This window comes from Rhodococcus sp. 05-2256-B1 (assembly GCF_002258465.1).
Lineage (GTDB): Bacteria > Actinomycetota > Actinomycetes > Mycobacteriales > Mycobacteriaceae > Rhodococcoides > Rhodococcoides fascians.
Map to the genome: position 1 here is coordinate 38,725 of NZ_NOZA01000021.1, position 24,705 is coordinate 63,429.

Below are 24,705 nucleotides of genomic sequence, written 5' to 3' on the forward strand. Positions count from 1 at the left end.
CGGGCCCGTCCGGGTGTCAGTGCGCCCGGCTGTGTTCGAGGTCGCGAATGATATCGCCGACTGCGTTGTCACGCAGTAGCTTCCACTCCAGGATCGGGTTGAGGATCCCACGGAACCAGAAGTACGGTGCCCACACTGCGGGGGCGATCAGCCGTGCTCGACGCGTACGGACCGCGTCGACCAGGAGGTCCGCCGCCCGTGAGGACGGGAGTCGACGGCTCAACGGCCAGGGGAGAAATGCACCGATCCGCTGCCCCATCGGATCGTTGTCGAGGGTGTGGCGCGCCAGATCGGTGTCGACCACCCCGAAGTACGCCAGACCGGCCGATGCACCGACCGCTGCGAGTTCGATGCGTAGCGCGCGGCCCAGCTGTTCCACGGCTGCCTTGCTGACCATGTAGGCAGACCCGCCCATGCCAGGAGTGAATGCAGCACAGGACGATACGAGCAGAATGTGCCCACCACTGGTCACGATCTCGTCCGCCGCGGCGCGGACGATGGTGAGCACACCGCCGAAGTTGACCGCCATGACGGAGTCGAATACCGCGCGGTCGACGGTCCTGATGGTGGCAGGCGGCGGTGTGATGCCGGCGTTGGCGATCACGATGTCGATCCCGCCGAAGGCGCGCACCGTCGCCTGCACGCACTCCGTCATCGCCTCCGGATCCGTGACGTCCCCGGTCAACAGCAACACCCGTGCAGCGCCCGCCGCGTCGGTCGGGAAGTGAAGATCCACCACTGCCACGGATGCACCGGCGGCCACCAGTTTTGCTACGGTCGCGGCACCGATGCCGCGTGCACCGCCGGTCACCAGTGCGACCTTGCCGGTGAGGTCCATGTGGTTCCTCATGCGGACTCCTCGGTGACGGCGAGTGTGCCCGGCACATCGAGAGTGGCACTGCGGCAGGAATAGTGGTCGAGTTCGATGGTCGACATACGACGGGTGAAGTTGCGTACCGAACCCGGCCAGTAGGTGACGTTGCGGCCCGATGGGCTCAGGTAGTAGCTGCTGCACCCACCCGAGTTCCACACCGAACCGGCCAACCGTTCGTCCGTGTAGTCCGCGAATTCCGTCTGTGCAGTGCGGGTGACGTCGATTGCGGCCAAGCGCTTGTCGTCCATCGCCCGCAGTGCTGCGAGAACGTAGTTCACCTGTGCTTCGATGGTGACGACCTGCGAGGTGTACACCACCGAGTTGGGGCCGAGCACCATGAAGAAGTTCGGAAAGCCGTGCACCGTCGTCCCTCGATACGACGACATCTCTCCGTCGGGCCAGGTCTGCGCCAACGACCGACCGCCACGACCGACGATGCGCCGAAAGCCTGAATGCCCGGCGACGGTGAAACCTGTTCCGAGAACGATGGTGTCGACCTCGTGGACCGTTCCGTCGGTCGTGACGACGCCCTCGGGCACGACGCGGGAGATGGCGGTGGTCTCGACGGTGACGTTGTCGCGGCACAGGGCGGGGTAGAACTTGTTCGAGAACGTCGGCCGCTTGCAGCCGAATGTGTAGGTGGGAGTCAGCTTCTCGCGGAGTACGGGATCCTTCACCTGTCTGCGTAGGTGAGCCCGGCCCAGTGCGGTCAACGGCGTCAGCAGGGCGCGGTGCCGAATCAGGCCGGGCACCAGAGCTTCCTGGAACAGATCGAACGTACGACGCATGGCGCGCTGAGCCGCCGGAAACTTCCTCAGCGCGGATCTGCCGGACTCGGAGATGGGACGGTCCGGGTGGGGAAGGATCCACGTGGGCGTGCGTTGAAAGAGCGTCAGATGTGCGGCCGACGGAGCGAGTCGGGGTACGAACTGCACCGCCGATGCGCCGGTGCCGATGACGGCGAGACGCTTACCCTCGGCCGAATGGTCATGGTTCCATCGGGCCGAATGAAAGACGTTGCCTCCGAACGATTCCAGACCGTCGATACTGGGAGTGGCGGGTTCACTGAACGGGCCGAGGGCTCCGATCAGAATCCGAGAAGTCCATGTTCCGCCGCTCGTTCGCACGATCCAACGCGCCCGGTCGTCGTCCCACGTCGCGTCGAGCACCTCGTGTCCGAACCGGATTCGATTCCGGATACCGAACCGGTCGGTGCAGTCGTTGAGGTACTGCTCGATCTCGGGCTGCAGTGGATACAGGCGGGTCCAGTCCGGGTTGGGTGCGAACGAGAACGAATACAGCGCCGAGGGAATGTCGCACTGGGCGCCGGGATAGGTGTTCACATGCCACGTCCCGCCGACCGCGCTGTCACGCTCGAAGATCAAGAAGTCGCCGCGGCCTTCCTGTTCGAGCCGTATTCCAGCTCCGAGACCGCCGAAGCCGGCACCGATGATGGCGACGTCGATGTGCGCCGCGGCAGAGTCGTTGTCGGTCATGATGTGTGGCTCCTTCTACAGATCGAGAACGACGACGTCGCCGTCGACCGCGGCGCGTGACACGCACAGGGTGAGTGAGTTCTCGCGTTCGACGCTGCTCAGCACGCGATCGCGATGGTCGATGCGTCCGCCGGTGAGGCCGACGACGCAGGCACCGCAGAAACCTTGGCGGCACGAGAACGGCTGATCGGGACGGACTCGTCGGAGGGCGTCGAGGGCGGTCTCCTGTGCGCCGACTTCGACGGTGTCGCCGGACCGTGCGAGCTTCAGCACGAACGGACGGCCGTCGACCACGGGGGCGGGCGCGAACAGCTCGGTGTGGAACTCTCGAACGGCGGTACTTCGGGTGGCCTCCTCGCGCAGCCGGCGCGAGAGTGCCGCGGGGCCGCAGACGTACAGGGCCGAGGATCCCGTCCCGAGATCGACGATGTCCGACGGACTCGGAAGTCCATCCACGTCATCGGTTTTGATGATCACGTGACCGCGGGAGGTGAGCGCCGACTGCTGCAGTTCGGCGACGAACGGCAGGCTCGCGCGAGATCTCCCGTGGTAGTAGAGGGTCCACCGTGCGCCGTCGGCGACGGCGCGCTCGATCATGGACCGAATGGGCGTGATGCCGATGCCGGCCGCGACGAACAAGTAGTGCTCGGCGGCGGCCATGGGAAATGCGTTGCGGGGTCCACGGACTCGGAGGGTGTCTCCTGGAACGAGACCGTGTATCTCGGTGGAGGCCGCGCCGCCGGGGATCCTGCGGACACCGATGCGATATCGATCGCCTCCTGCCGGCCGACCTGCGAGCGAGTACTGCCGAACCGAGCCTGCCGGTGTGGTCACGTCGATGTGTGCACCGGGCAACCAGGTCGGCATTGCGCTTCCGTCGCTGCGACGCAGTAGAAGTGAGCGCACGTCCTCGGCCTCGTCGACGATCTCGTCGATGGTGGTCTCGAATTCGTAGCCGACGCATCGGCGCGGTCGCGCCGGGGAGAGGGCGGTGACGACGGACGAGTCGGTGACCAGTCTTGCGTACACCCGAGACGCCGCAGCGATGGCTCGGAGACCACGGCCGGGGTCGGTCACCTTGATCTCACCCAGATGGCTGTGCCTCGAGGCTGTTTCGGTGGTCACTGCTGGGCCGCCAGTGCTGCAGGTGACGTCGCCAGGTATCGCACGGCCTTGTCGATGTCGCCCATCTTCGATGGGTGAAAACCCGGTCGGATGTACAGGGCGAGTTGGACGAACAGAAACGACAGGCCAGGTATCAGTTGCTTGCGGGATGCTCGTGCGAAGGCGAGAGGCCAGGGGGTGCGAAGTCGGCGCTTCCCGGTGCGCGGGGTGGCTGCCGAGTTCTTGTACAGGTACGCGGCGGTGCTGAACCAGAGCACGGCCAACCCCGCGCTGGCTATCACCGCGGTGCGGGCGCGGCGAAACGCACCCCCGTCGACGTACTGGAATGCGTCGAAGGCAACGTTGCGGTGTTCGAGCTCCTCGGCCCCGTGCCAGCGAAGCAGGTCCAGCATCGTCGGATCGACACCGAGGCGATCGAATTCGGTGTTGTCCAACAGCCATTCGCCCACTACTGCGGTGAAATGTTCGGCTGCGGCGTAGATCCCGAGGCGCTCGTTCAGCCACGCTTTGCCTGCGCGGCCGGTCAGTCCGTGATCGCCGAACACGACGCCCACCGCGAATCGAATGCGCTGCAGGATCGGCTCGATGTCGACGCCGTGCGCGACGAGGTACGTACGAAAGCTCTCGTGGGAGGACGCGTGCGTGGCTTCTTGTCCGACGAATCCGACGACCTCCTCGTGCAGTCTGCGGTCGTCGATGTACGGGAGCGCGAGGGCGAACACGTCGGCCATCGCCCGTTCGCCCTCGGGCAGCACCAGGTGCATCACGTTCCAGAAGTGCGTGGCGTACCACTCGTGCGGAATGTACTGCAGCGGAACGCCGGTCCAGTCGAACGTCACTGCGCGGGCCACGATCGCGTAGGACTCGTCCAGGTGGCGCGCATTCGGGTCGATCGCTCGGTCACGAGACATTCGAGCTCCATTCGTCGAGATGCTGATGCAGTGATGCTACATAGCAACAGGTAGTGTTGCAATGTTGCATTCGATTATCGAGGGTGCCGTTAAGATCGGACGATGCATCCAGACGGTGACGACGGGCCGATCCTCGATGCCGCGTTGGAGTTGTTCGGTGAGGTCGGCATCCCCAGAACGACCATCGGGGACGTAGCCAAGCGCGCCAAGATCAACCGGGTGACGGTCTATCGCCGCATCGGATCCAAGGACGAGCTGGTGCGCGCGGTCATGGCACGTGAGTCGACGAGACTGTTCGTCGCGGTGGCGGCAGCGGCCGCCGAACAATCGTCTCGGGCGGATCGTGCCGCGCACGGATTCGCGACGACGATCGAGTCGGTGCGAACCAACCCCGTCCTGCTCAAGATGTTCGACTCCGAGAGTGCGCTGGTACTCGAACAGTTGACGACCAATGCGTCGACCCTGCTCGCGTCTGCAATAGACGCTGCCGCCCAGATCGCCCGGGGAGGGCTGGACTCGGACAGTTTCGCAGTACCCGACGCCCCGGAAATCGTGGTCCGCGTCGTGCATTCGATTCTGCTGACTCCGGCAGCCGGCGCTGCACTCGAGACGTACGACGATCTGCTGGCCTTCGCGCACCGGAGCATCGTGCCGTTGCTTGTCGGCGGTGACCACCGCCGCTAGAAGTTAGGCTAGGCTCCCCAGTCATGCCTCGATTCTTCGTGTTCCACGGCCGGGCAACCGGCCGGATGAGACGTTCCGCCTCTGCTGGGCTGTACACGCTCGTCGGCGCACTCTCTCTGGCTCTGGTCGGATGCTCGAGCGCCACGTCGGAACCGTCCGGTCCAGCCGAGGCCGCCGGCACCAGGACGGTGCAGGACTACTTCGGCCCGGTCGAGGTTCCCGAGCGACCCGCCCGGGTCGTCGCCGCCGACCCCATCTCACTGGCACTGATGCTGTCGCTCGAGGTGAATCCCGTGGCCGCGTCCTTCAACCCGCTGGCGCTACCCGCGCACGTCGACGAGCGCATCGGCGACATCGCGAACATTGCGGGTGAGGGTGGCGGCTTCGATCCCAACGTCGAGGGAATCCTGGCTCAGGACCCCGACCTGATCGTGGTGGTCGCCGGGTACGACGGCGAAGGCGAGAAGGCCTGGAACAAGGAGATCTACGACAAGCTCGCGGCCAGCGGAGTGCCGACCTACGGCTTCGCCTACAACGACGGGGTGTCGCTCGAGGACGTCTCGCACGGGGTAGCGGCCGTAGGGGATGTGCTCGGAAGGCAGAGCGAGGCAACGGACCTCATGCAGGGGCTGACCGATCGCATGGCCGCGCTGAAGCAGCGGGTTGCCGACGCGGGCCTGGCCGACAAGCCGGTCTCCGCTGTTCGATTGAGCGAGCGTGGGGAGTACTCGATTCGCGTCGGCACGGGTGAGAGCATCGCCTTCCGCGGTGTGGGCCTGGCGCAGCCCGAGGGCCAGCAGGATCCCAGTGTGTTCCGTATCGACATCACCGACGAGACGCTGAACATTCTGAACTCCGCCGACACCCTGTTCGTGTACACCGACCAGGGTGCCGACAGTGAACGGGACGCGATCAGTGCTGCACCGCTGTGGTCGGCACTGCCTGCGGTGCAGCAGAATCGGGTGCACTGGGTCTCGGCGAGCGTGTGGAATTCGTCGGACCCGATCGGCCTGGGCAAAATCATGGACGACATCGAAACGATGTTCGTCGAGCCGGCAGAGCAGAGCTGAAGGCCTCGTCATGGCCGGCCGACGTGACGAGGGCGGTTACCTCACAGCGCGAGTAATCGAAGCGAACCGCTTGTGGCCGTCGCTGATTCGAGTCGTGTTCGATGCTTCCGATGCGCGCGGGTTCGAGTCGAGTGGAGTGCCCGACGAAATCGTGCACCTGTACTTTCCGGCCGACGGAGAGGACGTACCGCCCGAGATGATCCGACGCGACGGCGTTCTCGCGCATCACGACGACGTGGTTCGTGAATGCCGCAATTACACCGTCCGGCGCTGGGACGGCGACCGGATCACGATCGACTTCGTGGACCACCTCGGCGGGGTGGCTGCGGCCTGGGCCCGCTCGGCCGAGCCGGGTACGGCGCTGGGGATGTGGGGAACCCGGTCGTGGTACGAGCCGCCCGCCGACACGGAGTGGATGTTGTTGATCGCCGATCTACCGGGGCTACCCGCGCTGTGCCGTGCCCTCGAACAACTGCCCGCGGGCCTGCGCGCGCATGCGATCGTCGAGGTTGCGCACGACGACGATGTACTGGACGTTCGATCGGCTGCCTCGGTCACCATCGACTGGCGGGTGGCCGGAAACGGCCGCGCACCATCGCAACTCGTCGATGCTGTGCGCACGTTTCGAGTTCCGACGGGAAACGGGTACGTCTGGTTCGGCGGTGAGGCGTCGGCGGGTAGAGGCATACGTAAGCACTTCCGCAGTGAGATCGCATTCCCTGCCCGCCGCATGGCCGTCGTCGGATACTGGCGAGACGACAAGGAAGCATGGATCGAACGCTATGAGCGGGTCGCCGATTCACTGATCGGCGACTACGAGCGCATCGCGTCCGCTGGCATGGGTGAGGCCGAGGCCGAGATCCACTGGGACGAGATTCTCGAGCGCGCCGGACTGTGACTCGAGGACTCGACGGACGGCATTCGCCGTCGCGCGATCACAGAACTGCGTCGGCCGATTCCTTGGCCACGTAGGCGTCACGCAGGTCGCGCTTGAGGATTTTGCCTGCCCCGCTCATGGGAAGAGCCGTGACGAACTCGATGGTGCGCGGAGTTTTGTATCCGGCAACGTAGGTGCGAGTGTGCTCGCGTAACTCGGCTGTCGTGGGTGAGAGTCCCTCGGCCAGAACGACACACGCATGAACTCGTTCACCCCACTCCTCGTCCGGAACGCCGATCACGGCGCAGGCCAGAACGGCGGGATGACGACTGAGCGCGCTCTCCACCTCGGCGCTGTAGACGTTCTCGCCGCCGGTGATGATCATGTCCTTCAAGCGGTCGACGACGAACAGGAATCCGTCGGAGTCGAGGTAGCCCACGTCGCCGGTGTGCATCCAGCCGTCTCGAACGGCGGCCGCGGTCTCCTCCGGCTTGTTCCAGTAGCCCAGCATCACATGACCGCCGCGGACGCAGATTTCGCCGACGTCACCGGTGGCGAGCTGCTCGTCGTCCGGGCCGAGGATGCAGATCTCCGAGTGTGGGGCTGCGCGTCCCGCCGAGCCGATACGTTGTCCAACATGATGTTCCGGCCACAGCAGAGATGCGACCGGGGCGAGTTCTGTCATGCCGTAGGCCTGCGTGAGGCGGGCCTGTGGAAGCCTGGCGAGGGTCCGCTCGAGAACACCGGCGGAGATGGGCGATCCTCCGTAGAGCACACGGCTCAGTGACGAGGTGTCGAACTGGCTCAACGTGGGGTCGTCGACGAGCAGCTGAATCATGGTGGGAACCAGCAACACATCGGTGACGGAGTGCTGTGCGATCGCGCCCAGTACCGCTGTCGGTTCGAAGAACGGAACCATGACATGGGTGCCACCGAGCATGACCTGCCCTACCCATGCAGCCAGATCGGCGAGGTGGAACATCGGTGCGGCGTGGAGCAGTACCGACGCATCGTCGAGCAGCTGTCCGGTGGCCACCGTCCCCAGGCCGGAGGTCACCAGATTCGCGTGGGAGAGCATGACGCCCTTGGGGAATCCGGTGGTGCCGCCGGTGTAGAAGAGGCCGGCCAGGGCGTCGCCGCTGCGTCGTACATCGGGAACGGGACCGTGGGATGCCACCAGATCCTCGTACGACACCATGCCGTCAGGGGTGGAGCCGTCCCCGCAGTAGACGACGGTGGCCAGGTCGGGGCACGACGCGCGTAGAGCCGGAACCATCGCCCCGAAGGTGTCGTCGACGATGAGTACCTTGGTCCCGGAGTCGTTGAGTGCATACGCAACTTCGACGGGTGACCACCGAATGTTGACGGGATTGAGCACGGCATCGGCCCACGGGACCGCAAGCAGGTACTCGGAGTAGCGGTCACTGTTGAACGCCAGCATTGCCACTCGATCGCCGCTCTCGACTCCGACGGAATGCAGACCGGCCGCCAACCTCGCCACACGATCGATCTGTTCCGAGAAGGTGCGCACGCGATCGCCGAACACCGTTGCTGCGCGATCGGGTGTGGTGGCTGCGGAGCGATGGAGGCCTTGAGTGAGATACATGGCGAGGTCCCTTGTGCGAGAGGGGGCGCGGTACGCCCGAGTGAATACGGTCACAGTTCCACCTTGTTGGCGTGGTGTCAATAGCGAAGCCGTGGGTGATCGACGGGATATGAACCGTGAAAAGGATTGCCCAGCTACCGTTCTGGGGCGTTGTCGAGAGAGCGTGCGGTGGAGAGAACGGTGACGAGCACGTCTGTCAGAAGTGTTTCCACCTGGTCCCGGGTCAGCGTGCCGCGCACCAGCCACTCGCGGCCTGCCGCCTTCACCATGCCGCCGAACGCCCGCACTGCCGACGTTGCGATGCGTCTGTCGCCGCGGTGTGTCTCGAAAGCCGTTGCGTCCAAGACACGCTCGGCCGCAAGGTCGTCCGCCTCGTCCAGAATCTGCGCCACCTGCTGGTCCACGCCCGAGCCGCTCGCCACCGACACCCACGCCGTTCCGTGTGCCTCGATGACGCCCACCAGCCAGTGCACACTCCCGCGAGCCCTCTCCTCGACCGAGCCCGTGGGCAAGTGCACGTCCTCGATCGGCGGCACGGTGACCAGGAAACGTACACACTCGAGGTACAGATCGCGTTTGCTGCCGATGTAGTGATGAATGAGCCCGCGTGCAACACCCGCAGCCGCAGCCACGTCGGCCATGGAGACCTCGGCGTACGGCTTGTCGCCGAACAAGCGAACGGCGGCGGCCAGGATCTGGGTCCGTCGCTCGTCCGGTTCCAGTCGATTCCACTTGGGTGTGCTTGCAGCCGGCATGGTTGTCATGATCGCACCGAACCGAGCGAGCGCGATCTCAGAGGTACCGCTCGGTGCGTGCTCGCAGCGACGCGGGTACGACGAACCTGTCGCCGTATCGCGCCCGCAACTCGTCGGCTCGGTGCACGAATCCCGGGAGACCGCCGTCGAACTGATTGACGAACTGCAGCACACCGCCGGTCCAGGCAGGGAAGCCGATACCCAGAATGGAACCGATATTGGCGTCGGCGACGGTTCGGAGAACGCCCTCGTCGAGGCACGCGACCGAATCCAGTGATTGGGCGACGAGCATGCGATCCATCATGTCCTCGAACGGAATTCCGTGATCGGGGCGGTGGTAGTGCTCCACCAGGCCCGGCCAGAGCCGGACCTTGCTGCCGTCCTCGGCGTACTCGTAGAACCCGCGCCCCGCCTTGCGTCCCGGACGGTCGAACTCGTCGACGAGGCGATCGACCAGGGCGTACGAATTCGAGACGATCCAGGGGCGACCGTCCGCGCGAGCGGCCTCGGCCATGCCCTCGCGGATGTGCCGCGACAGGGTCAACGAAATCTCGTCCATCAGAGCAAGTGCGCCGGACGGGTAGCCGGCCTGGAGTGCGGCCTGCTCGACGGTGGCCGGATGCACGCCCTCCGCGACCAGCGAGATCGCCTCGTCCATGAATCGGCCGATGACGCGGGTGGTGAAGAAGCCGTGACTGTCGCCGACGACGATGGGTGTCTTGCCGATCAGACGGACGAAGTCGAATGCGCGGGCAAGAGCGGAATCACTGGTGTGTTCTCCCACCACTATCTCCACCAACGGCATCTTGTCGACGGGGGAGAAGAAGTGCGTGCCGATGAAGTCGGCGGTTCGCGAAACAGACTGCGAGAGTGCGGTGATGGGGAGGGTGGAGGTGTTCGAGCACAGCAGCGCGTCGGTGGTCAGGTACTTGTCGACGTCCTCGAAAGCACCCTGCTTGACGGCGGGATCCTCGAACACTGCCTCGACGACCAGGTCGCAACCCTCGGCGTCCGCCGCGTCGGAGCTGGGGGTGATGAGCGCGAGCACCGCATCGGCATCGACCTGGCTTGCGCGGCCTTTCGCGACAGCTTTACCGAGAACCGAACGTGCATAACTCTTCTTGCGCTCGGCGGATTCGATCGAGACATCACGGAGGATCACCGGAACCCCGGCCGAGGCGACGACGTAGGCGATGGCGGCACCCATCATTCCGGCCCCGATCACCAGCACTTTCTCGGGAACTCGATGTGGTTCGGCCGGAGGGCGGGAAGCGCCTTTGGTGATGGAGCCGAGATCGAAGAACATCGACTGGATCAGGTTGCCCGAGATCGGCCCGCAGGCGAGCGACGTGCAGTAGCGGGTTTCGACGAGCGAGGCGGCGTCGAAGTCGAGTACCGATCCTTCCACTGCCGCGGCAACCACTGCGATGGGGGCAGGCATCGGCGCGCCCTTGACCTGTTTACGCACTGTTGCCGTGAGTGCCGGCAGCTGCGCGGCCACAACCGGTGCTGACGCCGTACCGCCGGGGATCGTGAATCCCGCCCTGTCCCAGGTCTGGAGGGCCCCGGGATTGGCGCTGATCCAGGAACGTGCCTGCGCCATCATGTGCTCGTGGGTGTCGACGACCTCGTCGATGAGTCCGAGCTCGAGGGCCTGCGCCGGCCGATATCGCTGGCCCTGGCCCACCACCTGTGTCAGAGCCTTGACGATGCCGAACATGCGGACCGTCCTGGTGACGCCACCGGCCCCGGGGAGAAGCCCGAGGGTCACCTCGGGCAGCCCGAAGCGAGCCTTGCTGTTGTTCAGCGCAATTCGATGCTGGCAGGCCAGGGCGATCTCGAAACCGCCGCCGAGTGCGGTGCCGCCCAGTGCGGCCACGACCGGCTTGCCGAGCGTCTCGAGCCGCCGAAACTTGTCCTTCGTGAAATCGAGCGCATCCGCGATGGCTGCATGGTCGGACGGACCGGCGTCGCGCAGCAATTCGAGGTCGCCACCGGAGAAGAACGAATCCTTGCCCGACGTGACGATGATGCCGTCGTACGCATCGAGTTCGGTCTCGAGCCAGTCGACGGTCTGCTCGAGCGATTCACCGAATGCCGCGTTCATGGTGTTCGTGGAATGCGCAGGATCGTCGATCGTCAGCACGACGATACGGTCGGTACCGATCTCGCCGGTGATGGTGGAAGTGTGCAGTGCGGCTGGGCTGTTCATCGGATCCTCGGGTCGGTGCGGGTTCTACAGAGAGCGAGAGATGAGGTCTTTCATGACTTCGTTGGCACCGGCATAGATACGGGCGATGCGACCGTCGACGAACATGCGGGCGATGGGGTATTCCTCCATGTAGCCGTAGCCGCCGAAGAGTTGCAGGCAGCGGTCGACCACCTCGAATTGTCGATCGGTGGTCCAGTACTTGACCATCGCGGCCGTCGTCACGTCCAGTGACCCCGAAATATGTTGGGCCACTGCGTCGTCGACGAAGGTGCGGACGACGCGTCCGATGGTGGCGCATTCGGCGAGCTCGAACTTGGTGTTCTGCAGGTCGAACAGTGTCTTGCCGAACGCGTTTCGTGTCTTGGTGTAGTCGACGGTCTGTTGGACGGCGGCCTCGATCATCGCAGCGGCGGCAATACCGCAGATCAGCCGTTCCTGGGGAAGCTGCTGCATCAACTGCGCGAAGCCGCGACCTTCTTCACCCAGCAGATTGGCAGCCGGAACGCGTAGACCGTCGAAGCTGAGTTCTGCTGTGTCCTGGCCTTTCTGGCCGATCTTGTGCAGTACCCGTCCGCGGTGGAAGCCTTCGGTGTCGTCGGAGACCTTGGCCACGAGCAGCGATAGTCCGCGGGCTCCGGCGGTTGGATCTGTCTTGGCGGCGATGATGATCAGATCGCAGTGAGCTCCGTTGGAGATGAACGTCTTTCCGCCCGTGACCACGTAGTCGTCGCCGTCGCGCACCGCGCGGGTGGTGATGCCCTGGAGGTCCGAGCCGGTTCCCGGTTCGGTCATCGCGATCGCGCCGATCCACTCGCCGGAGCACAGCTTCGGTAGCCAGCGCTGCTTCTTCTCCTCGGTTGCGTACGCAAGGATGTAATGCGGAACGATGCCGCTGTGCACACCCAACTGCATGGCCGAGTCGCCTGCGCGGACTTGTTCCTCGAACAGCACCGCCTCGTGGCGGAAGTCGCCGCCGCCTCCGCCGTACTGCTGGGGTATCGACATTCCCAGGAGTCCATGGTTGCCCGCACTCCGGTAGACCTCGCGGCTGGGGCGTCCGGCCGCCGCGAATTCCTCGCGGTGCGGCGCGACCTCCTTCTCGAAGAAGCTGCGGGCGAGCTGTCGGACGTCGGCGAGCTCGGTGGTGACGTCGTCGGTGCGGTCTGCGAGTGCAGTCATGGAGGGTCCTCGGGTCGGAGCGCACGACGCGTTGTTGGCGTTGTGCCAATAACGATGCACCGACGTGGCCACGGATGTCAACCATGTGCTGCGACGGGTGAGTTCTCTAGCTGTCTGCGGAGCGGAGTAGTGCAACGTCCGAGACGAGGCGGATGTGCTCGGCCATCGCGCGTCCGGCCTCGACCGAATTCTGTTGTCGCACAGCGTCGGCGATACGGCGGTGGTGTTCCAGTGAAGTCTGCGGGCGGTTCGACTGCGACAATGATTCGATTCGAGTTTCGCGAATCAGGCCGGCGATTTCACCCATGAGGCGGGCGAGTAGCGGCGAGTGTGCGGCTTCGGTGATGGCGTGATGGAACAGCTCGTCGCCGGAGTCGCCGCGACTTCCGTCGGTGATTTCCGACGCCATCACCGACAGGGCGTGGTCGATCGCCGCCATTTCGGCGTCGCTGCGGCGGGTTGCGGCGAGCTCGGCGAGCTTGACCTCGAGTGCCTCGCGGGCTTCGATCACCTCGGGCAGTCGATCGGCGTGTTCGCGCAGGGCGCGAATGGCCATGTCTCCCACGGGCCGTCGCACCAGTACCGCTCCGTCGCCGTGGCGGACGGCCAGTATGCCCTGTACTTCGAGTGCGACGAGGGCCTGACTCAGTGAGGCTCTGCTGACGCCGAGGTGACCCGCCAGTTCACGCTCGGGCGGGAGTCGATCGCCGGGCTTCATGTCGCGATCGGCGATGTGTTTGCACAGCTGCTCCACGATGACCTCGTACAGCCGTGGTCGGGTCACCGGGCGAATTTGCTCAGCCACTGTGTCACTCGCTCTCTGCTCCTCTGGACCCCCACCTTAACCGTCGGGTAGGTAGTGGCTCGGGTCATAGCAACTGTTGACAAGTGATCCACTTCACTGGTTCAGTCTGTAAAGACTCAGTGGCTAGTCCAATTGGCCACGGAACCCGAGCGCCCGCTCGGGGGACAACCTCAGACGAACCGGAGACCTTCGATGTCGACCGAGTTGATACCCATCATTGCGCTCGTCGTCATGTTCCTCGCTGCGACCGTGTTCCCGGTGAACATGGGCGCGCTGGGGTTCGTGGCGGCGTTCTTCGTCGGAACCATTGCCGTGGGCATGGGCACCGACGACATCATCGCCGGCTTCCCGAGCAGTTTGTTCCTGACGCTGGTCGGTATCACCTACCTCTTCGCGATCGCCCAGAACAACGGCACGGTCGACCTCCTGGTCCGCGGTGCGGTGCGGCTGGTCGGTGGCCGGGTCGCCCTGATTCCGTGGGTCATGTTCGGTATCACCGGCGTGCTGACCTCCATCGGAGCGCTGGGACCGGCAGCCGTGGCCATCGTCGCACCGATCGCACTCGGCTTCGCGGCGCGGTACAAGATCAATGCCCTGCTCATGGGCATGATGGTCATTCACGGCGCACAGGCGGGCGGGTTCTCGCCGATCAGCATCTACGGCGTCACGGTCAACAACATCGCTCAGAAGGCGGGTCTGGTCAACAGCCCACTCACCTTGTTCCTGGGCAGCTTGTTGTTCAACGCGGCAATCGGTGCGTTGCTGTTCATGTTCCTGGGCGGACGCGCACTTCTCGGACGTAGCGTGCACGACGAGGACGGCACCCGCCCCGAGGGAGATTCGGGCGGAGTGGGCGGGGGTGGCTCGAGGACTGTGATGCGCGGCTTCGGATCGTCGACGCCCAAGCCGTCCGGTCAGACGGTCACGGTCGAGAACGCGCCACCCCTGGCCACCGCCGTCAAGGCCATCACGTTCGATCAGATCCTCACGCTCGTCGGGCTGGCCTCGCTGGCCTTGTTCTCGCTCGTCCTCGATCTCGACGTCGGCTTCGTGTCGATGACGGTCGCCGTGGTCCTCGCTCTGGCGTCGCCCAAGGCACAGAAGGGTGCGATCAACCAGATCAGCTGGTCGACGGTACTGCTCATCGGTGGCGTGTTGACGTTCGTGGGCGTGCTGCAGGAAGCCGGCACGGTCGAGTACGTCGGTGATGCGGTTGCCGGCATCGGCATTCCGCTGCTCGTGGCTCTGTTGCTGTGCTATATCGGTGCCATCGTCTCGGCGTTCGCGTCGTCGACGGCCATCCTCGGTGTCACCATTCCGCTGGCCGTTCCGTTCCTGCTTGCCGGTGAGGTCGGTGCCATCGGTGTGATCGTGGCCCTGTCCATCGCCTCGACGATCGTCGACGTCAGTCCCTTCTCCACCAACGGCGCTCTCGTACTGGCCAACGCCCAGGACATCGACCGGGACGTCTTCTACAAACAGATTCTGAAATATAGCGCGTTGGTCGTCGTCATCGGCCCGTTGATCGCCTGGGCGGTACTGGTCGTGCCCGGCTGGCTCTAGCTCTCGAGCTGCGCGGACGTCCGAGAACTCGATCTTGACTTCCCCTCGGATCGCTGGTCCAATGAAATTGGCTAGGCCACTGAGTCAATATGCCAATTGCCACCCCTCATCGCTTTCGACGTAAGGATCAATTCGATGCCCCTCAACACGACAGGCAGAACCGGACCGCTCGACGGCACCGTGGTGGTGGATCTGACGCGCGCCCTGGCCGGCCCGCACGCGGCGATGATGCTCGGAGATCTCGGTGCGGACATCATCAAGGTCGAGACCCCCAAGGGCGGCGACGACACCCGGGTGTGGGGCCCGCCGTTCGTCACCCCGCGTGACGCGGAGCGCGAATCGACGTACTTCCTCTCGGCCAACCGCAACAAGCGGTCGATCGCGCTGGACCTCAAAACCGACGATGGCCGAGAAGCGTTGGAGCGCATGATCGAACGCGCGGATGTTCTGCTCGAGAACTTCCGCACGGGAGTGCTCGATCGGCTCGGCTTCTCGCCCGAGCGCATCGCCGAGATCAACCCGCGCACGGTCGTGCTGTCGATCAGTGGATTCGGACACGACGGCCCCGAGGGTGGCCGATCCGGCTACGACCAGATCGCTCAGGGCGAGGCCGGGTTGATGTCGTTCACCGGCTCCGGTCCCGACGATGTTCAGCGCGTGGGGGTCCCGATCGCGGACCTGCTCGCCGGAATGTACGGAGCCTTCGGTGTTCTCGCTGCGCTGCGCGAGCGCGACCGCACCGGCCGAGGCAAGGTGGTTCGAACGTCGTTGCTGGCCAGCGTCGTCGGGGTGCACGCCTTTCAAGGCACCAAGTGGACCGTCGCAGGCGAGATCGGTGAGGCGCAGGGCAACCACCACCCGTCGATCTGTCCGTACGGCCTCTTTCCCACTTCCGATGGAGCCGTGCAGATCTCGGTGGGCAGCGAGGGTCTGTGGCATCGCTTCTGTGAGGGCTTCGGTATCGATCCCGACCTCGAGGGTATGGCGACCAACCCGCAACGCGTCGACAGTCGCGACGACGTCGTCGAACTCGTGTCCAAGATCTTCCGTACCTACGAGACCGAGCCGTTGTTGGCGCTTCTCGACCAAATCGGTGTCCCCGCAGGCAAAGTACGCAACGTGCAGGAAGTGTACGAGTGGGAGCAGACCAAGTCTCAGGGCCTGCTCATCGACGTCGAGCACGAGACGCTGGGCACGGTGACCCTGCCCGGGCCGCCGCTGCGATTCTTCGAATCCGACGGGACGGAGGTCACCGAGAACCGACATCTGGCACCGCCGGTTCTCGGAGCCGACGATGAACTCGTCCGCGACTGGTTGAAAGAAGCGATCCGATGACGAGGATGACCGCGCTCGAACTCCTCGATCTGGTGATCGATCCCGGGAGTTTCGAGTCGTGGGACAGCCCGGCTGCCGACTACGTCATCGACGACGAGTACGCGAACGAACTGGCTGCGGCGCGTGAGAAGACCGGACTCGACGAATCCGTTCTCACCGGATCCGCGACCGTGCGCGGACGCACGGTGGCAATCCTGTTGGGCGAGTTCGCCTTTCTGGCTGGATCCATCGGAGTGGCCGCCGGTGAACGTTTGGTCAGCGCGGTGCACCGATCCACCGCCGAGCGGCTTCCACTGCTCGCGTTGCCGACCTCGGGTGGAACGCGCATGCAGGAGGGCACCGTCGCGTTTCTGCAGATGGTCAAGATCACCGCGGCGATCACCGCACACAAGGCGGCGAATCTGCCGTACATCGTCTATCTGCGGCACCCCACCACCGGCGGCGTCTTCGCATCCTGGGGATCGCTCGGTCACGTCACCGTTGCCGAGCCCGGTGCGCTCGTCGGATTTCTCGGCCCCCGTGTCTACGAGGCGTTGTACGACGCGAAATTCCCCGCCGGCGTGCAGACCTCGGAGAACCTGCAGGCGCACGGACTCATCGACGCCATCCGTCCGCCCGAGCAGCTCGGTGAGATCGTCGACCGGGCACTACGCATCATGACCGACGTGCCGTCGTGTCGCGTCCGGCATTCCGATGCTCTCGAGTGGGAGATCGAGGACGTGCCGGCATGGACCTCCATTCTGGCCTCACGCAGGAGCGATCGGCCTGGGGTGCGCGAATTGCTGTTCAACACAGCGGCAGACGTGTTACCGCTCAACGGAACCGGTCAGGGCGAGTCCGATCCAGGCCTCATTCTGGCGCTCGTCCGGTTCGGCGACATGCCGTGCGTTCTGCTCGGCCAGGACCGGAGGAGTCAGACGACGAAGACGCCACTCGGCCCCGCGGCTCTGCGTGAGGCCCGACGCGGCATGCGGCTGGCGCAGGATTTGAAGCTTCCCCTCGTCACCGTCATCGATACTGCCGGCGCGGCGCTCTCGAAGGAGGCGGAGGAAGGCGGCCTGGCCGGGGAGATAGCGCGGTGCATCGCAGACATGGTCGACCTCGAAACCCCCACGCTCTCCTTGCTGTTGGGGCAGGGAACCGGCGGCGGTGCCCTTGCGTTGGTGCCGGCGGATCGAGTTCTCGCTGCTCAGCACGCCTGGCTCTCGCCGTTGCCGCCCGAGGGTGCCTCGGCCATCGTGCACCGCGACACCACTCACGCCGCCGAGATGGCGACCAAGCAGGGAGTGCGCTCGCTCGATCTCTTCCGGGCCGGTGTCGTCGACATCATCGTTCCCGAGTTGCCCGACGCCGCAGACGAATCACAGCAATTCTGTGATCGAGTGGGCGCGGTACTGCACCGAGAACTTGCCGAGCTGATCGCTCAGGACCCCTCGATGCGGATGATCGCGCGCGAAAAGCGTTTCAATCGAATCGGTTTTGCGGCTGCCACTGTCTGATTTCCCGCCGAACTCGAAGTTATGGACGGATTCGAGTCCGTTTTCATCCATAACTTCGAGTTCGGCGGCGAGTGGGGGCGGCTATCGTCCTTGGGGTGGCTGGCAATGCTCGGGACCCCGGAGTCTCGGTGGCTGCGCGCCTGCTGGCCCTGCTCGGTGTGTTCGACGAGAAAGCTCCGTCGCTGACCTTGACCGACCTGGCCGCCGGTGCCGACCTACCCATCGCCACTGCGCATCGGCTGGTGCGAGAACTGGTGGAGTGGGGCGCGTTGGTCCGGGGCGACGACGGGCGCTACGTCGTCGGTAGGCGGTTGTGGAAGCTGGGCTTGCTCGCACCCGATCAGTCCGATCTCCGCGATATCGCGTCACCGTTTCTGCACGACATCTACGGAGCGACCCTTGCGACGGTGCACCTGGCCATCCGCGACGGGTGCGAAGTGCTCTATCTCGACAGGTTGGCCGGCCACGCATCGGTTCCCGCGGTCAGTCGCGTCGGCGCTCGGCTGCCGCTGCACGCCACCGGCGTCGGCAAAGTCCTGCTGGCGTACGCGCCGCGGGAGGTGCAGGAGCAGGTGATGCGCTCCCTGGATCGCCTCACCCCGTACACGGTGACGCATCCTGGGCAGCTGGAGAGCGAGCTGCGTCGAGTGCGTCGCGAGGGCTTCGCGCAGACGGTCGAGGAGATGACACTCGGTGCGTGTTCGGTGGCTGTGCCGGTCCATGCCGGCGACAGTGTGGTCGCCGCATTGGGAATCGTGGTTCCCAAGCTGGGCCGCGATCGAGTGAGACTGGTTGCCGCACTTCAGGTTGCGGCCCACGGGATCGGACGAAGTCTCGGCGGGTAGTCGGCCGTTTTCACCGAGTGGAAGTGCGGTCTTGTTCGGGTCGAGATCCCGGGGTCTACTGCTTGCATGCGTACACAGGTTGCCATCATCGGTGCAGGGCCCGCGGGTCTGCTGCTGTCCCACCTGCTCGACGAGCAGGGGATCGACTCCATTCTGATCGAGTCACGTACTCAGGAATACGTGCTCTCCCGAATCCGGGCCGGAGTCCTCGAACACTCGACGGTCCAATTGCTCGACGAACACGGGCTCGGTGAGCGTCTGCACCGCGAGGGCGACGAGCATCGAGGCATCTACCTGCAGTGGCCGGAAGAGCGGCACCACATCGACTTTCGAGATCTCGTCGACCGGAGTGTCTGGGTGTACGGGCAAACGGAGGTCACCAAGGACCTCGTGGTGGCACGCGAGAAGGCCGGCCAACAGATCTACTACGACGTCTCGGACACGGCGTTGCACGACGTCGAATCCGACGCGCCCTACGTCACCTTCACCGACGCGTCGGGCAACGCGGTGCGAATCGACGCGACAGTCGTTGCGGGATGCGACGGTTCCTTCGGGCCGAGCCGGGCGGCGATGCCCGATTCGGTGCGCAACACCTGGGAAAGGGTCTATCCCTACTCCTGGCTCGGTGTGCTCGCCGATGTCGCCCCCTCGACGGACGAACTGATCTACGCCTGGCATCAGGACGGCTTCGCGATGCACTCGATGCGGTCGTCGACGGTCAGCCGGCTGTATCTGCAGGTGCCGAACGGAACCGATATAGACACGTGGTCCGACGACCGCATCTGGGATGCGTTGGCGTTAAGGCTCGGTCACGGTCAGGACGGGTGGACTCTGAACCCCGGCCCCATCACCGAGAAGAGCGTGTTGCCGATGCGCAGCTACGTGCAGACACCGATGAGACACGGCAACCTGTACCTGGCCGGCGACGCCGCGCACATCGTGCCGCCCACCGGAGCGAAGGGCCTCAACCTCGCGGTAGCCGACGTGGCTCTGCTCGCGCCTGCCCTGGCGCAGAAGCTGAAGGAGAACGATTCGCGGGCCGCAGACAGCTACAGCGACGACGCCCTTCGACGCGTCTGGCGCTGCACCCATTTTTCGTGGTGGATGACCACGATGCTGCATACCGGCGACGACCCCTTCGACGCGCAATTGCAACTCTCGCAACTGAAATGGGTGGCGTCCAGCGAGGCGGGTGCCATGGGACTGGCGGAGAACTACGCCGGATTGCCGATCGGATTCTGATCGGCGGGCGCGTGTGCACCGCGAGGAATTGATCGCTCTGACTTATCAATGAGCTGCAAATAGGTCTTTGTCATCAATGGATTGCGGGCTTACTGTGGGCAGGGTCACGCCTGAGCGTGATACGAACCGACAGGAGGCAATCGATGGAACTGAGGCATCTTCATCAGTTCGTCGCCGTGGCCGAGACCTGTCACTTCGGTCAGGCAGCCAAACGCCTGCATCTGGCGCAGCCGGCATTGTCTCAGTCGGTCCGACAGCTCGAGGCCGAACTGGGCGTCACCCTGCTCACCCGAACCACGCGTCAAGTGAGCCTGACTCCGGCGGGGGAGTTCTTCTACCGCGAGACCGTCCGCAACCTCGACAATCTCGAACGCAGCAACCGCGGTGTCCGACGCATCGCCGATGGCCGGTACGGGTTGGTACGTATCGGCTTCACCGGCACGGCGGCATTCGATCAGTTGCCGCCGATCGCCCGTGCGATCAAGCAGCGCCTTCCCGGGATCGCGCTCGAAATTCACGGGGATCTGTTGACCCCCGCTCAGGTGGAGGGATTGCGGTCGGAGCAGCTCGACGTCGCGGTTCTGCGGCCACCCGTGGCAGGTGACGACCTCGTCGTACGCACCATCACCACCGAGTCGCTGCTGCTTGCGGTGCCCGTAGATCACCGGTACGCCGCCGAGGCAGCGCTCGGCATGGCCGACCTCATGTACGAGGATTTCGTGATGTATGCGGACACGCACTCGGTGATGAACGACGCCGTGGTGCGTAGTTGTCGCGCAGCGGGTTTCAGTCCTCGTCGTGAACACGAAGCCCCGGACACCTCGGTTCTGCTGGCCCTCGTCGCGGCCGGGTTGGGTGTGGCACTGGTTCCCGAATCCGTCCGCGCCCTGCAGTTGACCGGCGTCGTGTTCCGCGACATCGCCGGAGCGAGCACGATCGACCTGGCATTGGCGTGGCACCGCGACCGACCGTCGGCACTCGTCGATGCGCTGGTTGCAGCGTTGGAGGACGCGGGAGTGCTCCCTCCGCTCGAACTATCCGTACCGCCTGCTCAGTCGAAGGAGGCGTTGTGAAAATCGTTGCTGTGGAGGCTATCCCGTACTCGATTCCGTATCGAAAGCCGCTGAAGTTCGCCAGCGGCGAGGTCGATGCGGCCGACCACGTTCTCGTACGCGTTCATACCGACGACGGTGTCGTCGGAGTCGCCGATGCTCCGCCTCGGCCGTTCACGTACGGCGAGACCCAGCGCGGGGTGGTGGCGGTAATCGAGACCCTGTTCGCGCCGGCCGTCGTGGGACTGCCGCTCACCTCGAGGGAGGTGGTCAATGCCAAACTTGCTCGTACAGTGGGTAATCCGGTTGCCAAATCTGCCGTGGACATGGCCATCTGGGATGCGCTCGGGCAGACACTCGACCTACCCGTCACCGAACTCCTCGGCGGCTACACCGACCGTATGCGGGTGAGCCACATGCTCGGATTCGACACGCCTGCAGCGATGGTCGACGAGGCGAGTCGGATGCGAGAGACATACGGCATCGGAGTCTTCAAGGTCAAAGTCGGGCGACGGCCCGTAGAGCTCGACACCGCCGTGGTCCGCGCACTGCGAGAGGGGCTCGGTGAGACGGTCGAACTGTACGTCGACGGCAATCGCGGATGGACCGCTGCCGAATCTGCGCGTGCCATGAAAGAGATGTCGGATCTGGGGCTCACTCTTGCCGAGGAACTGTGCCCGGCAGACGACGTCCTCGGGCGTCGTTGGCTGGTACAGCAACTCGATGTTCCGTTCGTTGCCGACGAATCGGCGACGACCCCGGCGGAGGTCACTCGTGAGATCCTCGGTGGGTCCGCAACGGCCGTCAGTATCAAGACCGCTCGCACCGGATTCACCCGCTCGCTCCGCACTCATCACCTGTGCGAAGGGCTCGGTGTCGACGTGGTGATGGGAAACCAGATCGACGGCCAGCTCGGCACAGCCTGCACCGTCGCCTTCGGCGCGGCCTTCGACCTCACCTCACGCCGAGCAGGCGAGCTGTCGAACTTCCTCGACATGAGCGACGACCTGCTGACCGAAAGCCTCGTCATCCGCGACGGCGAACTGCACGTACTGCCGGGCTCGGGCCTCGGCGTGCGTATCGACCCCGACAAACTCGCGAAATACCGCACCGACCACTGATCTTCAGCCCCCAAGAACGCAACTGTGAGCCAAGGAGTTCTCCATGAGCATCGACCACGCACCCTCGACGGAATCCGCTACCGAGGTGGCCACCGCAGCCGCGTCGGGGGCGAACGCCACCGAGCGTTTCACCTCCGACAAGCAGGCAGCCGCCGACACCCCGCCGGAGCGAGTCAGTCTGCTTGCTCGACAGGTTATTTCGGCAATCCATGACACGATTCGCGAACACAAGGTCACATACGACGAGTACAACGCCCTCAAGGCCTGGCTGATCAACGTCGGTCAGACCGGTGAGTGGCCGCTGTTCCTCGACGTCTGGGTAGAGCACGTCGTCGAAGAAGTTGCCGGCGAAACCCGTGAAGGCAGCAAGGGCACCATCGAAGGTCCGTACTACGTTCCGAATGCCCCGGAACTCGGGTCGGCCGCGATCCTGCCCACTCGCGACGGCGAACAGGGCACACCGCTGCTGTTCCAAGGTCAGGTCACGAGCGTCGACGGTAGCCCGCTGCCGCATGCGGTCATCGAGATCTGGCACGCCGATTCCGACGGCTTCTACTCGCAGTTCGCGCCCGGAATCCCGGAGTGGAATCTGCGCGGCACGGTCACGGCAGACGATCAGGGCAACTTCTGGATCCACACGATGAAGCCCGCCCCGTACCAGATCCCGACCGACGGGGCCTGCGGCAAGCTGATCTCCGCGGCCGGCTGGCACCCGTGGCGTCCTGCACACCTGCACCTCAAAGTTGCGGCTGCCGGGCATCAGCAGATCACCACCCAGCTCTATTTCCCGGGCGACGCACACAACGACGACGACGTCGCCAACGCCGTCAAGCCCGAACTGATCCTCGATCCTCGGGAAGTCGACGGCGGCCAAGAAGTGACGTACAACTTCGTACTCGACAAGGGCTGAGCCACATGCTTTTTGCCGTGAAGATGCACGTCGCATTGCCGCAGGACCTCGATGCGGACGTACGAGCAGACACCCTCTCCAGGGAGAAGGCGTACTCGCAGCAACTGCAGCGGGATGGGGAGTGGGTGAGCATCTGGCGCATTGTCGGCCAGTACTCCAACCTCAGCATCTTCGACGTCCGGGACAACGAGCGGCTTCACGACATCCTGTGGAATCTCCCGCTGTTCCCGTACATGACGATCGAGGTGTCCCCGCTCGCGCAACACCCGTCGGACATTTCCGCGGGGTGATCGACCCCGCCGAACTCGAAGTTAGGGACGGAATATCCGCGGAATCCGTCCCTAACTTCGAGTTCGCGGGAAGATTCGGTCGACGACGCGGTGGGCGATCAGCTCATGCGTCGACTGGTCGGGGTGCAGCCTATCCGGCAACGGGTGGTCCTCGACATCGTTGTCTCCGTACAGTTCTCGGCCGTCCAAGTAATGAAGGTGGGGGTCCTCGGTGGCGCGCTCGGACACGATGCGGGCGAGTTCCTCGCGGATCACGGTCAGAGTCAGCTTTCCGGCACGCACCTCGGCGGGATCACCCGTCGCCGCGAATTTCACCGTGCCCGACGCCAATGCCGCCGGATCGAATGCACCTGGGCCGGGGGTGTTCTCGTGGATGGGGCACAGCAGCGCGGAGATCACGAACAGTGGGGTGTGGGGGTGACCGTCGCGGATGGTGTCGAGAAATCCGTGCACCGCGGAGGTGAATGCGCGTAGCCGCATCACGTCGGAGTTGACGAGGTTGATCCCGATCTCGAGGCTGATGAGGTCGGCGGGCGCGTCCCGAATGGCCGTCGCTACGAAGTGATCGAGCAGTGCGCTTCCGCCGAAACCCAGATTGCGCAGTTGCACATCGGCTGTCGCGGCGGCGAGGGCCGTCCAGGTGGTGCTGGGCCCTGTGGCGTTGGACCCCTGACTGATGGAGCTGCCGTAGTCGATCCAGATCGGTCGGGTGTCGACGACGGGTGAGACAGCTGCGTCGGTACGCAGCCCGACCAGTTCGATGATTTCGTTGTGCGGCAACCAGATATCGACGTGTTTGTCGGTTGCGGGCAGCCCGGAGAACCGCGCGACACCACTCGGCGCGACCTGATCGGTGACCGACCCCGTCGCCATGTCGATGGTCGTGGTGATGCCACCCGTCGTCGAAACGCGCTCGATGAGGACGCCGTCGATTCGCAGGTCGAACAGCCCGGCCGGCCGCGGCGGCAGGCCCAGGAATGTGCGACGGGTCGCCACTGCCTCGATCTCGATGATGGTGGCGGTCGTGGTGAAGACCAACCGAACTCCGGACGGCTGAGATTCCGCCATCGTGAGCTGGGGGTCGGTGAAGCGCTGACGAGCTCCGCGTGGCAGGCGATGAGGAAGTACGCCGTTGCTGGTTCGTTCCAGCTCGGCCGCGCCGTGCAGAAGTGTGTCGGAGATGTCGGTAGTGATCATGGTGGTCTCGATCTCTGGAGTGTCGGGCTGAGGTAAGGGCAGCTGGCGCACCTGCCT

Annotated in this window: 22 protein-coding genes; 12 read left to right on the forward strand and 10 right to left on the reverse strand. The window is 64.7% G+C overall.

Going from position 1 to position 24,705, the window contains the following annotated elements; genetic code table 11:
• Positions 1–16: 16 nt before the first annotated feature.
• From CH285_RS11255 to CH285_RS11270, 4 genes are read right to left on the reverse strand one after another with little or no spacing between them, the layout of a single operon-like run.
• On the reverse strand, positions 17–850 hold the full coding sequence (locus CH285_RS11255) for an SDR family NAD(P)-dependent oxidoreductase (protein WP_094644157.1): 834 nt from the start codon (positions 848–850) through the stop codon (positions 17–19).
• Complete coding sequence (locus CH285_RS11260; protein ID WP_094644158.1) at positions 847–2,370, reverse strand: flavin-containing monooxygenase; 1,524 nt, start codon at positions 2,368–2,370, stop codon at positions 847–849. The genes CH285_RS11255 and CH285_RS11260 overlap by 4 nt, the downstream gene beginning before the upstream one ends.
• A 15-nt stretch (positions 2,371–2,385) precedes the next feature.
• A complete protein-coding gene (locus tag CH285_RS11265) occupies positions 2,386–3,495 on the reverse strand; it encodes a PDR/VanB family oxidoreductase (protein ID WP_255032447.1) in 1,110 nt (369 codons plus the stop codon).
• Positions 3,492–4,406 (reverse strand): metal-dependent hydrolase, encoded by a 915-nt coding sequence (locus CH285_RS11270; protein WP_094644159.1) that lies wholly within the window; start codon positions 4,404–4,406, stop codon positions 3,492–3,494. Before CH285_RS11270 ends, CH285_RS11265 begins: the two co-directional genes overlap by 4 nt.
• A gap of 102 nt (positions 4,407–4,508) precedes the next feature.
• Here CH285_RS11270 and CH285_RS11275 point away from each other — a divergent pair, with 102 nt between their 5' ends.
• Genes CH285_RS11275 through CH285_RS11285 form a run of 3 tightly spaced genes read left to right on the forward strand, consistent with a single transcriptional unit; the run spans position 4,509 to position 7,058 of the window.
• Positions 4,509–5,090, forward strand: a complete 582-nt coding sequence (locus CH285_RS11275) for a TetR/AcrR family transcriptional regulator (protein ID WP_094644160.1) — start codon at positions 4,509–4,511, stop codon at positions 5,088–5,090.
• A gap of 23 nt (positions 5,091–5,113) precedes the next feature.
• On the forward strand, positions 5,114–6,160 hold the full coding sequence (locus CH285_RS11280; protein ID WP_094644161.1) for an ABC transporter substrate-binding protein: 1,047 nt from the start codon (positions 5,114–5,116) through the stop codon (positions 6,158–6,160).
• 10 nt (positions 6,161–6,170) lie between these two features.
• On the forward strand, positions 6,171–7,058 hold the full coding sequence (locus tag CH285_RS11285) for a siderophore-interacting protein (protein WP_094644162.1): 888 nt from the start codon (positions 6,171–6,173) through the stop codon (positions 7,056–7,058).
• 37 nt (positions 7,059–7,095) lie between these two features.
• On the opposite strand, the gene CH285_RS11290 is transcribed toward CH285_RS11285, so the two are convergent.
• The 5 genes from CH285_RS11290 to CH285_RS11310 form a co-directional block, all read right to left on the reverse strand.
• Positions 7,096–8,643 carry an acyl-CoA synthetase gene (locus CH285_RS11290; protein WP_094644163.1) on the reverse strand — a complete coding sequence of 516 codons (1,548 nt, stop codon included), beginning with the start codon at positions 8,641–8,643 and terminating at the stop codon, positions 7,096–7,098.
• Between the two features lie 134 nt (positions 8,644–8,777).
• Positions 8,778–9,407, reverse strand: coding sequence for a TetR/AcrR family transcriptional regulator (locus CH285_RS11295; protein WP_306427547.1), 630 nt, complete (start codon positions 9,405–9,407; stop codon positions 8,778–8,780).
• Positions 9,408–9,435: 28 nt separating this feature from the next.
• A complete protein-coding gene (locus tag CH285_RS11300; protein WP_032388055.1) occupies positions 9,436–11,610 on the reverse strand; it encodes a 3-hydroxyacyl-CoA dehydrogenase NAD-binding domain-containing protein in 2,175 nt (724 codons plus the stop codon).
• Between the two features lie 24 nt (positions 11,611–11,634).
• The gene (locus CH285_RS11305; protein WP_032388142.1) at positions 11,635–12,789 is read right to left on the reverse strand and encodes an acyl-CoA dehydrogenase family protein; all 1,155 of its coding nucleotides are present in this window, start codon (positions 12,787–12,789) and stop codon (positions 11,635–11,637) included.
• Between the two features lie 106 nt (positions 12,790–12,895).
• Positions 12,896–13,594: a FadR/GntR family transcriptional regulator gene (locus CH285_RS11310; protein ID WP_032388054.1), complete on the reverse strand. Its 699-nt coding sequence runs from the start codon at positions 13,592–13,594 to the stop codon at positions 12,896–12,898.
• 192 nt (positions 13,595–13,786) lie between these two features.
• Between CH285_RS11310 and CH285_RS11315 the strand changes: the two genes are divergently transcribed.
• The 9 genes from CH285_RS11315 to catC all read left to right on the forward strand — a co-directional run bounded on the left by CH285_RS11315 (position 13,787) and on the right by catC (position 23,451).
• Positions 13,787–15,157, forward strand: a complete 1,371-nt coding sequence (locus tag CH285_RS11315; RefSeq protein WP_094644164.1) for an SLC13 family permease — start codon at positions 13,787–13,789, stop codon at positions 15,155–15,157.
• A gap of 135 nt (positions 15,158–15,292) precedes the next feature.
• Positions 15,293–16,492 (forward strand): CaiB/BaiF CoA transferase family protein, encoded by a 1,200-nt coding sequence (locus CH285_RS11320; protein WP_032384192.1) that lies wholly within the window; start codon positions 15,293–15,295, stop codon positions 16,490–16,492.
• A complete protein-coding gene (locus CH285_RS11325; RefSeq protein WP_032388052.1) occupies positions 16,489–17,991 on the forward strand; it encodes a carboxyl transferase domain-containing protein in 1,503 nt (500 codons plus the stop codon). The genes CH285_RS11320 and CH285_RS11325 overlap by 4 nt, the downstream gene beginning before the upstream one ends.
• A 95-nt stretch (positions 17,992–18,086) precedes the next feature.
• Positions 18,087–18,836 (forward strand): IclR family transcriptional regulator, encoded by a 750-nt coding sequence (locus tag CH285_RS11330; protein WP_032388051.1) that lies wholly within the window; start codon positions 18,087–18,089, stop codon positions 18,834–18,836.
• A gap of 66 nt (positions 18,837–18,902) precedes the next feature.
• Positions 18,903–20,078 carry a 4-hydroxybenzoate 3-monooxygenase gene (locus tag CH285_RS11335; protein WP_032388050.1) on the forward strand — a complete coding sequence of 392 codons (1,176 nt, stop codon included), beginning with the start codon at positions 18,903–18,905 and terminating at the stop codon, positions 20,076–20,078.
• A gap of 143 nt (positions 20,079–20,221) precedes the next feature.
• Positions 20,222–21,151 (forward strand): LysR family transcriptional regulator, encoded by a 930-nt coding sequence (locus CH285_RS11340; RefSeq protein ID WP_032388049.1) that lies wholly within the window; start codon positions 20,222–20,224, stop codon positions 21,149–21,151.
• Positions 21,148–22,251: a mandelate racemase/muconate lactonizing enzyme family protein gene (locus CH285_RS11345; protein ID WP_032384190.1), complete on the forward strand. Its 1,104-nt coding sequence runs from the start codon at positions 21,148–21,150 to the stop codon at positions 22,249–22,251. Before CH285_RS11340 ends, CH285_RS11345 begins: the two co-directional genes overlap by 4 nt.
• Before the next feature lie 43 nt (positions 22,252–22,294).
• Positions 22,295–23,161, forward strand: a complete 867-nt coding sequence (gene catA, locus CH285_RS11350; RefSeq protein ID WP_032408372.1) for a catechol 1,2-dioxygenase — start codon at positions 22,295–22,297, stop codon at positions 23,159–23,161.
• 5 nt (positions 23,162–23,166) lie between these two features.
• Complete coding sequence (catC, locus tag CH285_RS11355) at positions 23,167–23,451, forward strand: muconolactone Delta-isomerase (protein WP_032368702.1); 285 nt, start codon at positions 23,167–23,169, stop codon at positions 23,449–23,451.
• A 51-nt stretch (positions 23,452–23,502) separates the two neighbouring features.
• Here catC and CH285_RS11360 read toward each other — a convergent pair whose 3' ends face one another.
• The gene (locus tag CH285_RS11360; protein WP_094644165.1) at positions 23,503–24,648 is read right to left on the reverse strand and encodes an SGNH/GDSL hydrolase family protein; all 1,146 of its coding nucleotides are present in this window, start codon (positions 24,646–24,648) and stop codon (positions 23,503–23,505) included.
• Between the last annotated feature and the right edge of the window lie 57 nt (positions 24,649–24,705).

Coding starts and splice junctions, on each gene's coding strand:
- CH285_RS11300 (WP_032388055.1), bottom strand. CDS start 11,610: ATGAACAGCCCAGCCGCACTGCACACTTCCACCATCACCGGCGAGATC.
- CH285_RS11280 (WP_094644161.1), top strand. CDS start 5,114: ATGCCTCGATTCTTCGTGTTCCACGGCCGGGCAACCGGCCGGATGAGA.
- CH285_RS11305 (WP_032388142.1), bottom strand. CDS start 12,789: ATGACTGCACTCGCAGACCGCACCGACGACGTCACCACCGAGCTCGCC.
- CH285_RS11260 (WP_094644158.1), bottom strand. CDS start 2,370: ATGACCGACAACGACTCTGCCGCGGCGCACATCGACGTCGCCATCATC.
- catA (WP_032408372.1), top strand. CDS start 22,295: ATGAGCATCGACCACGCACCCTCGACGGAATCCGCTACCGAGGTGGCC.
- CH285_RS11315 (WP_094644164.1), top strand. CDS start 13,787: ATGTCGACCGAGTTGATACCCATCATTGCGCTCGTCGTCATGTTCCTC.
- CH285_RS11275 (WP_094644160.1), top strand. CDS start 4,509: ATGCATCCAGACGGTGACGACGGGCCGATCCTCGATGCCGCGTTGGAG.
- CH285_RS11335 (WP_032388050.1), top strand. CDS start 18,903: ATGCGTACACAGGTTGCCATCATCGGTGCAGGGCCCGCGGGTCTGCTG.
- CH285_RS11270 (WP_094644159.1), bottom strand. CDS start 4,406: ATGTCTCGTGACCGAGCGATCGACCCGAATGCGCGCCACCTGGACGAG.
- CH285_RS11325 (WP_032388052.1), top strand. CDS start 16,489: ATGACGAGGATGACCGCGCTCGAACTCCTCGATCTGGTGATCGATCCC.
- CH285_RS11285 (WP_094644162.1), top strand. CDS start 6,171: ATGGCCGGCCGACGTGACGAGGGCGGTTACCTCACAGCGCGAGTAATC.
- CH285_RS11360 (WP_094644165.1), bottom strand. CDS start 24,648: ATGATCACTACCGACATCTCCGACACACTTCTGCACGGCGCGGCCGAG.
- CH285_RS11320 (WP_032384192.1), top strand. CDS start 15,293: ATGCCCCTCAACACGACAGGCAGAACCGGACCGCTCGACGGCACCGTG.
- CH285_RS11290 (WP_094644163.1), bottom strand. CDS start 8,643: ATGTATCTCACTCAAGGCCTCCATCGCTCCGCAGCCACCACACCCGAT.
- CH285_RS11295 (WP_306427547.1), bottom strand. CDS start 9,407: ATGACAACCATGCCGGCTGCAAGCACACCCAAGTGGAATCGACTGGAA.
- CH285_RS11255 (WP_094644157.1), bottom strand. CDS start 850: ATGAGGAACCACATGGACCTCACCGGCAAGGTCGCACTGGTGACCGGC.
- CH285_RS11340 (WP_032388049.1), top strand. CDS start 20,222: ATGGAACTGAGGCATCTTCATCAGTTCGTCGCCGTGGCCGAGACCTGT.
- catC (WP_032368702.1), top strand. CDS start 23,167: ATGCTTTTTGCCGTGAAGATGCACGTCGCATTGCCGCAGGACCTCGAT.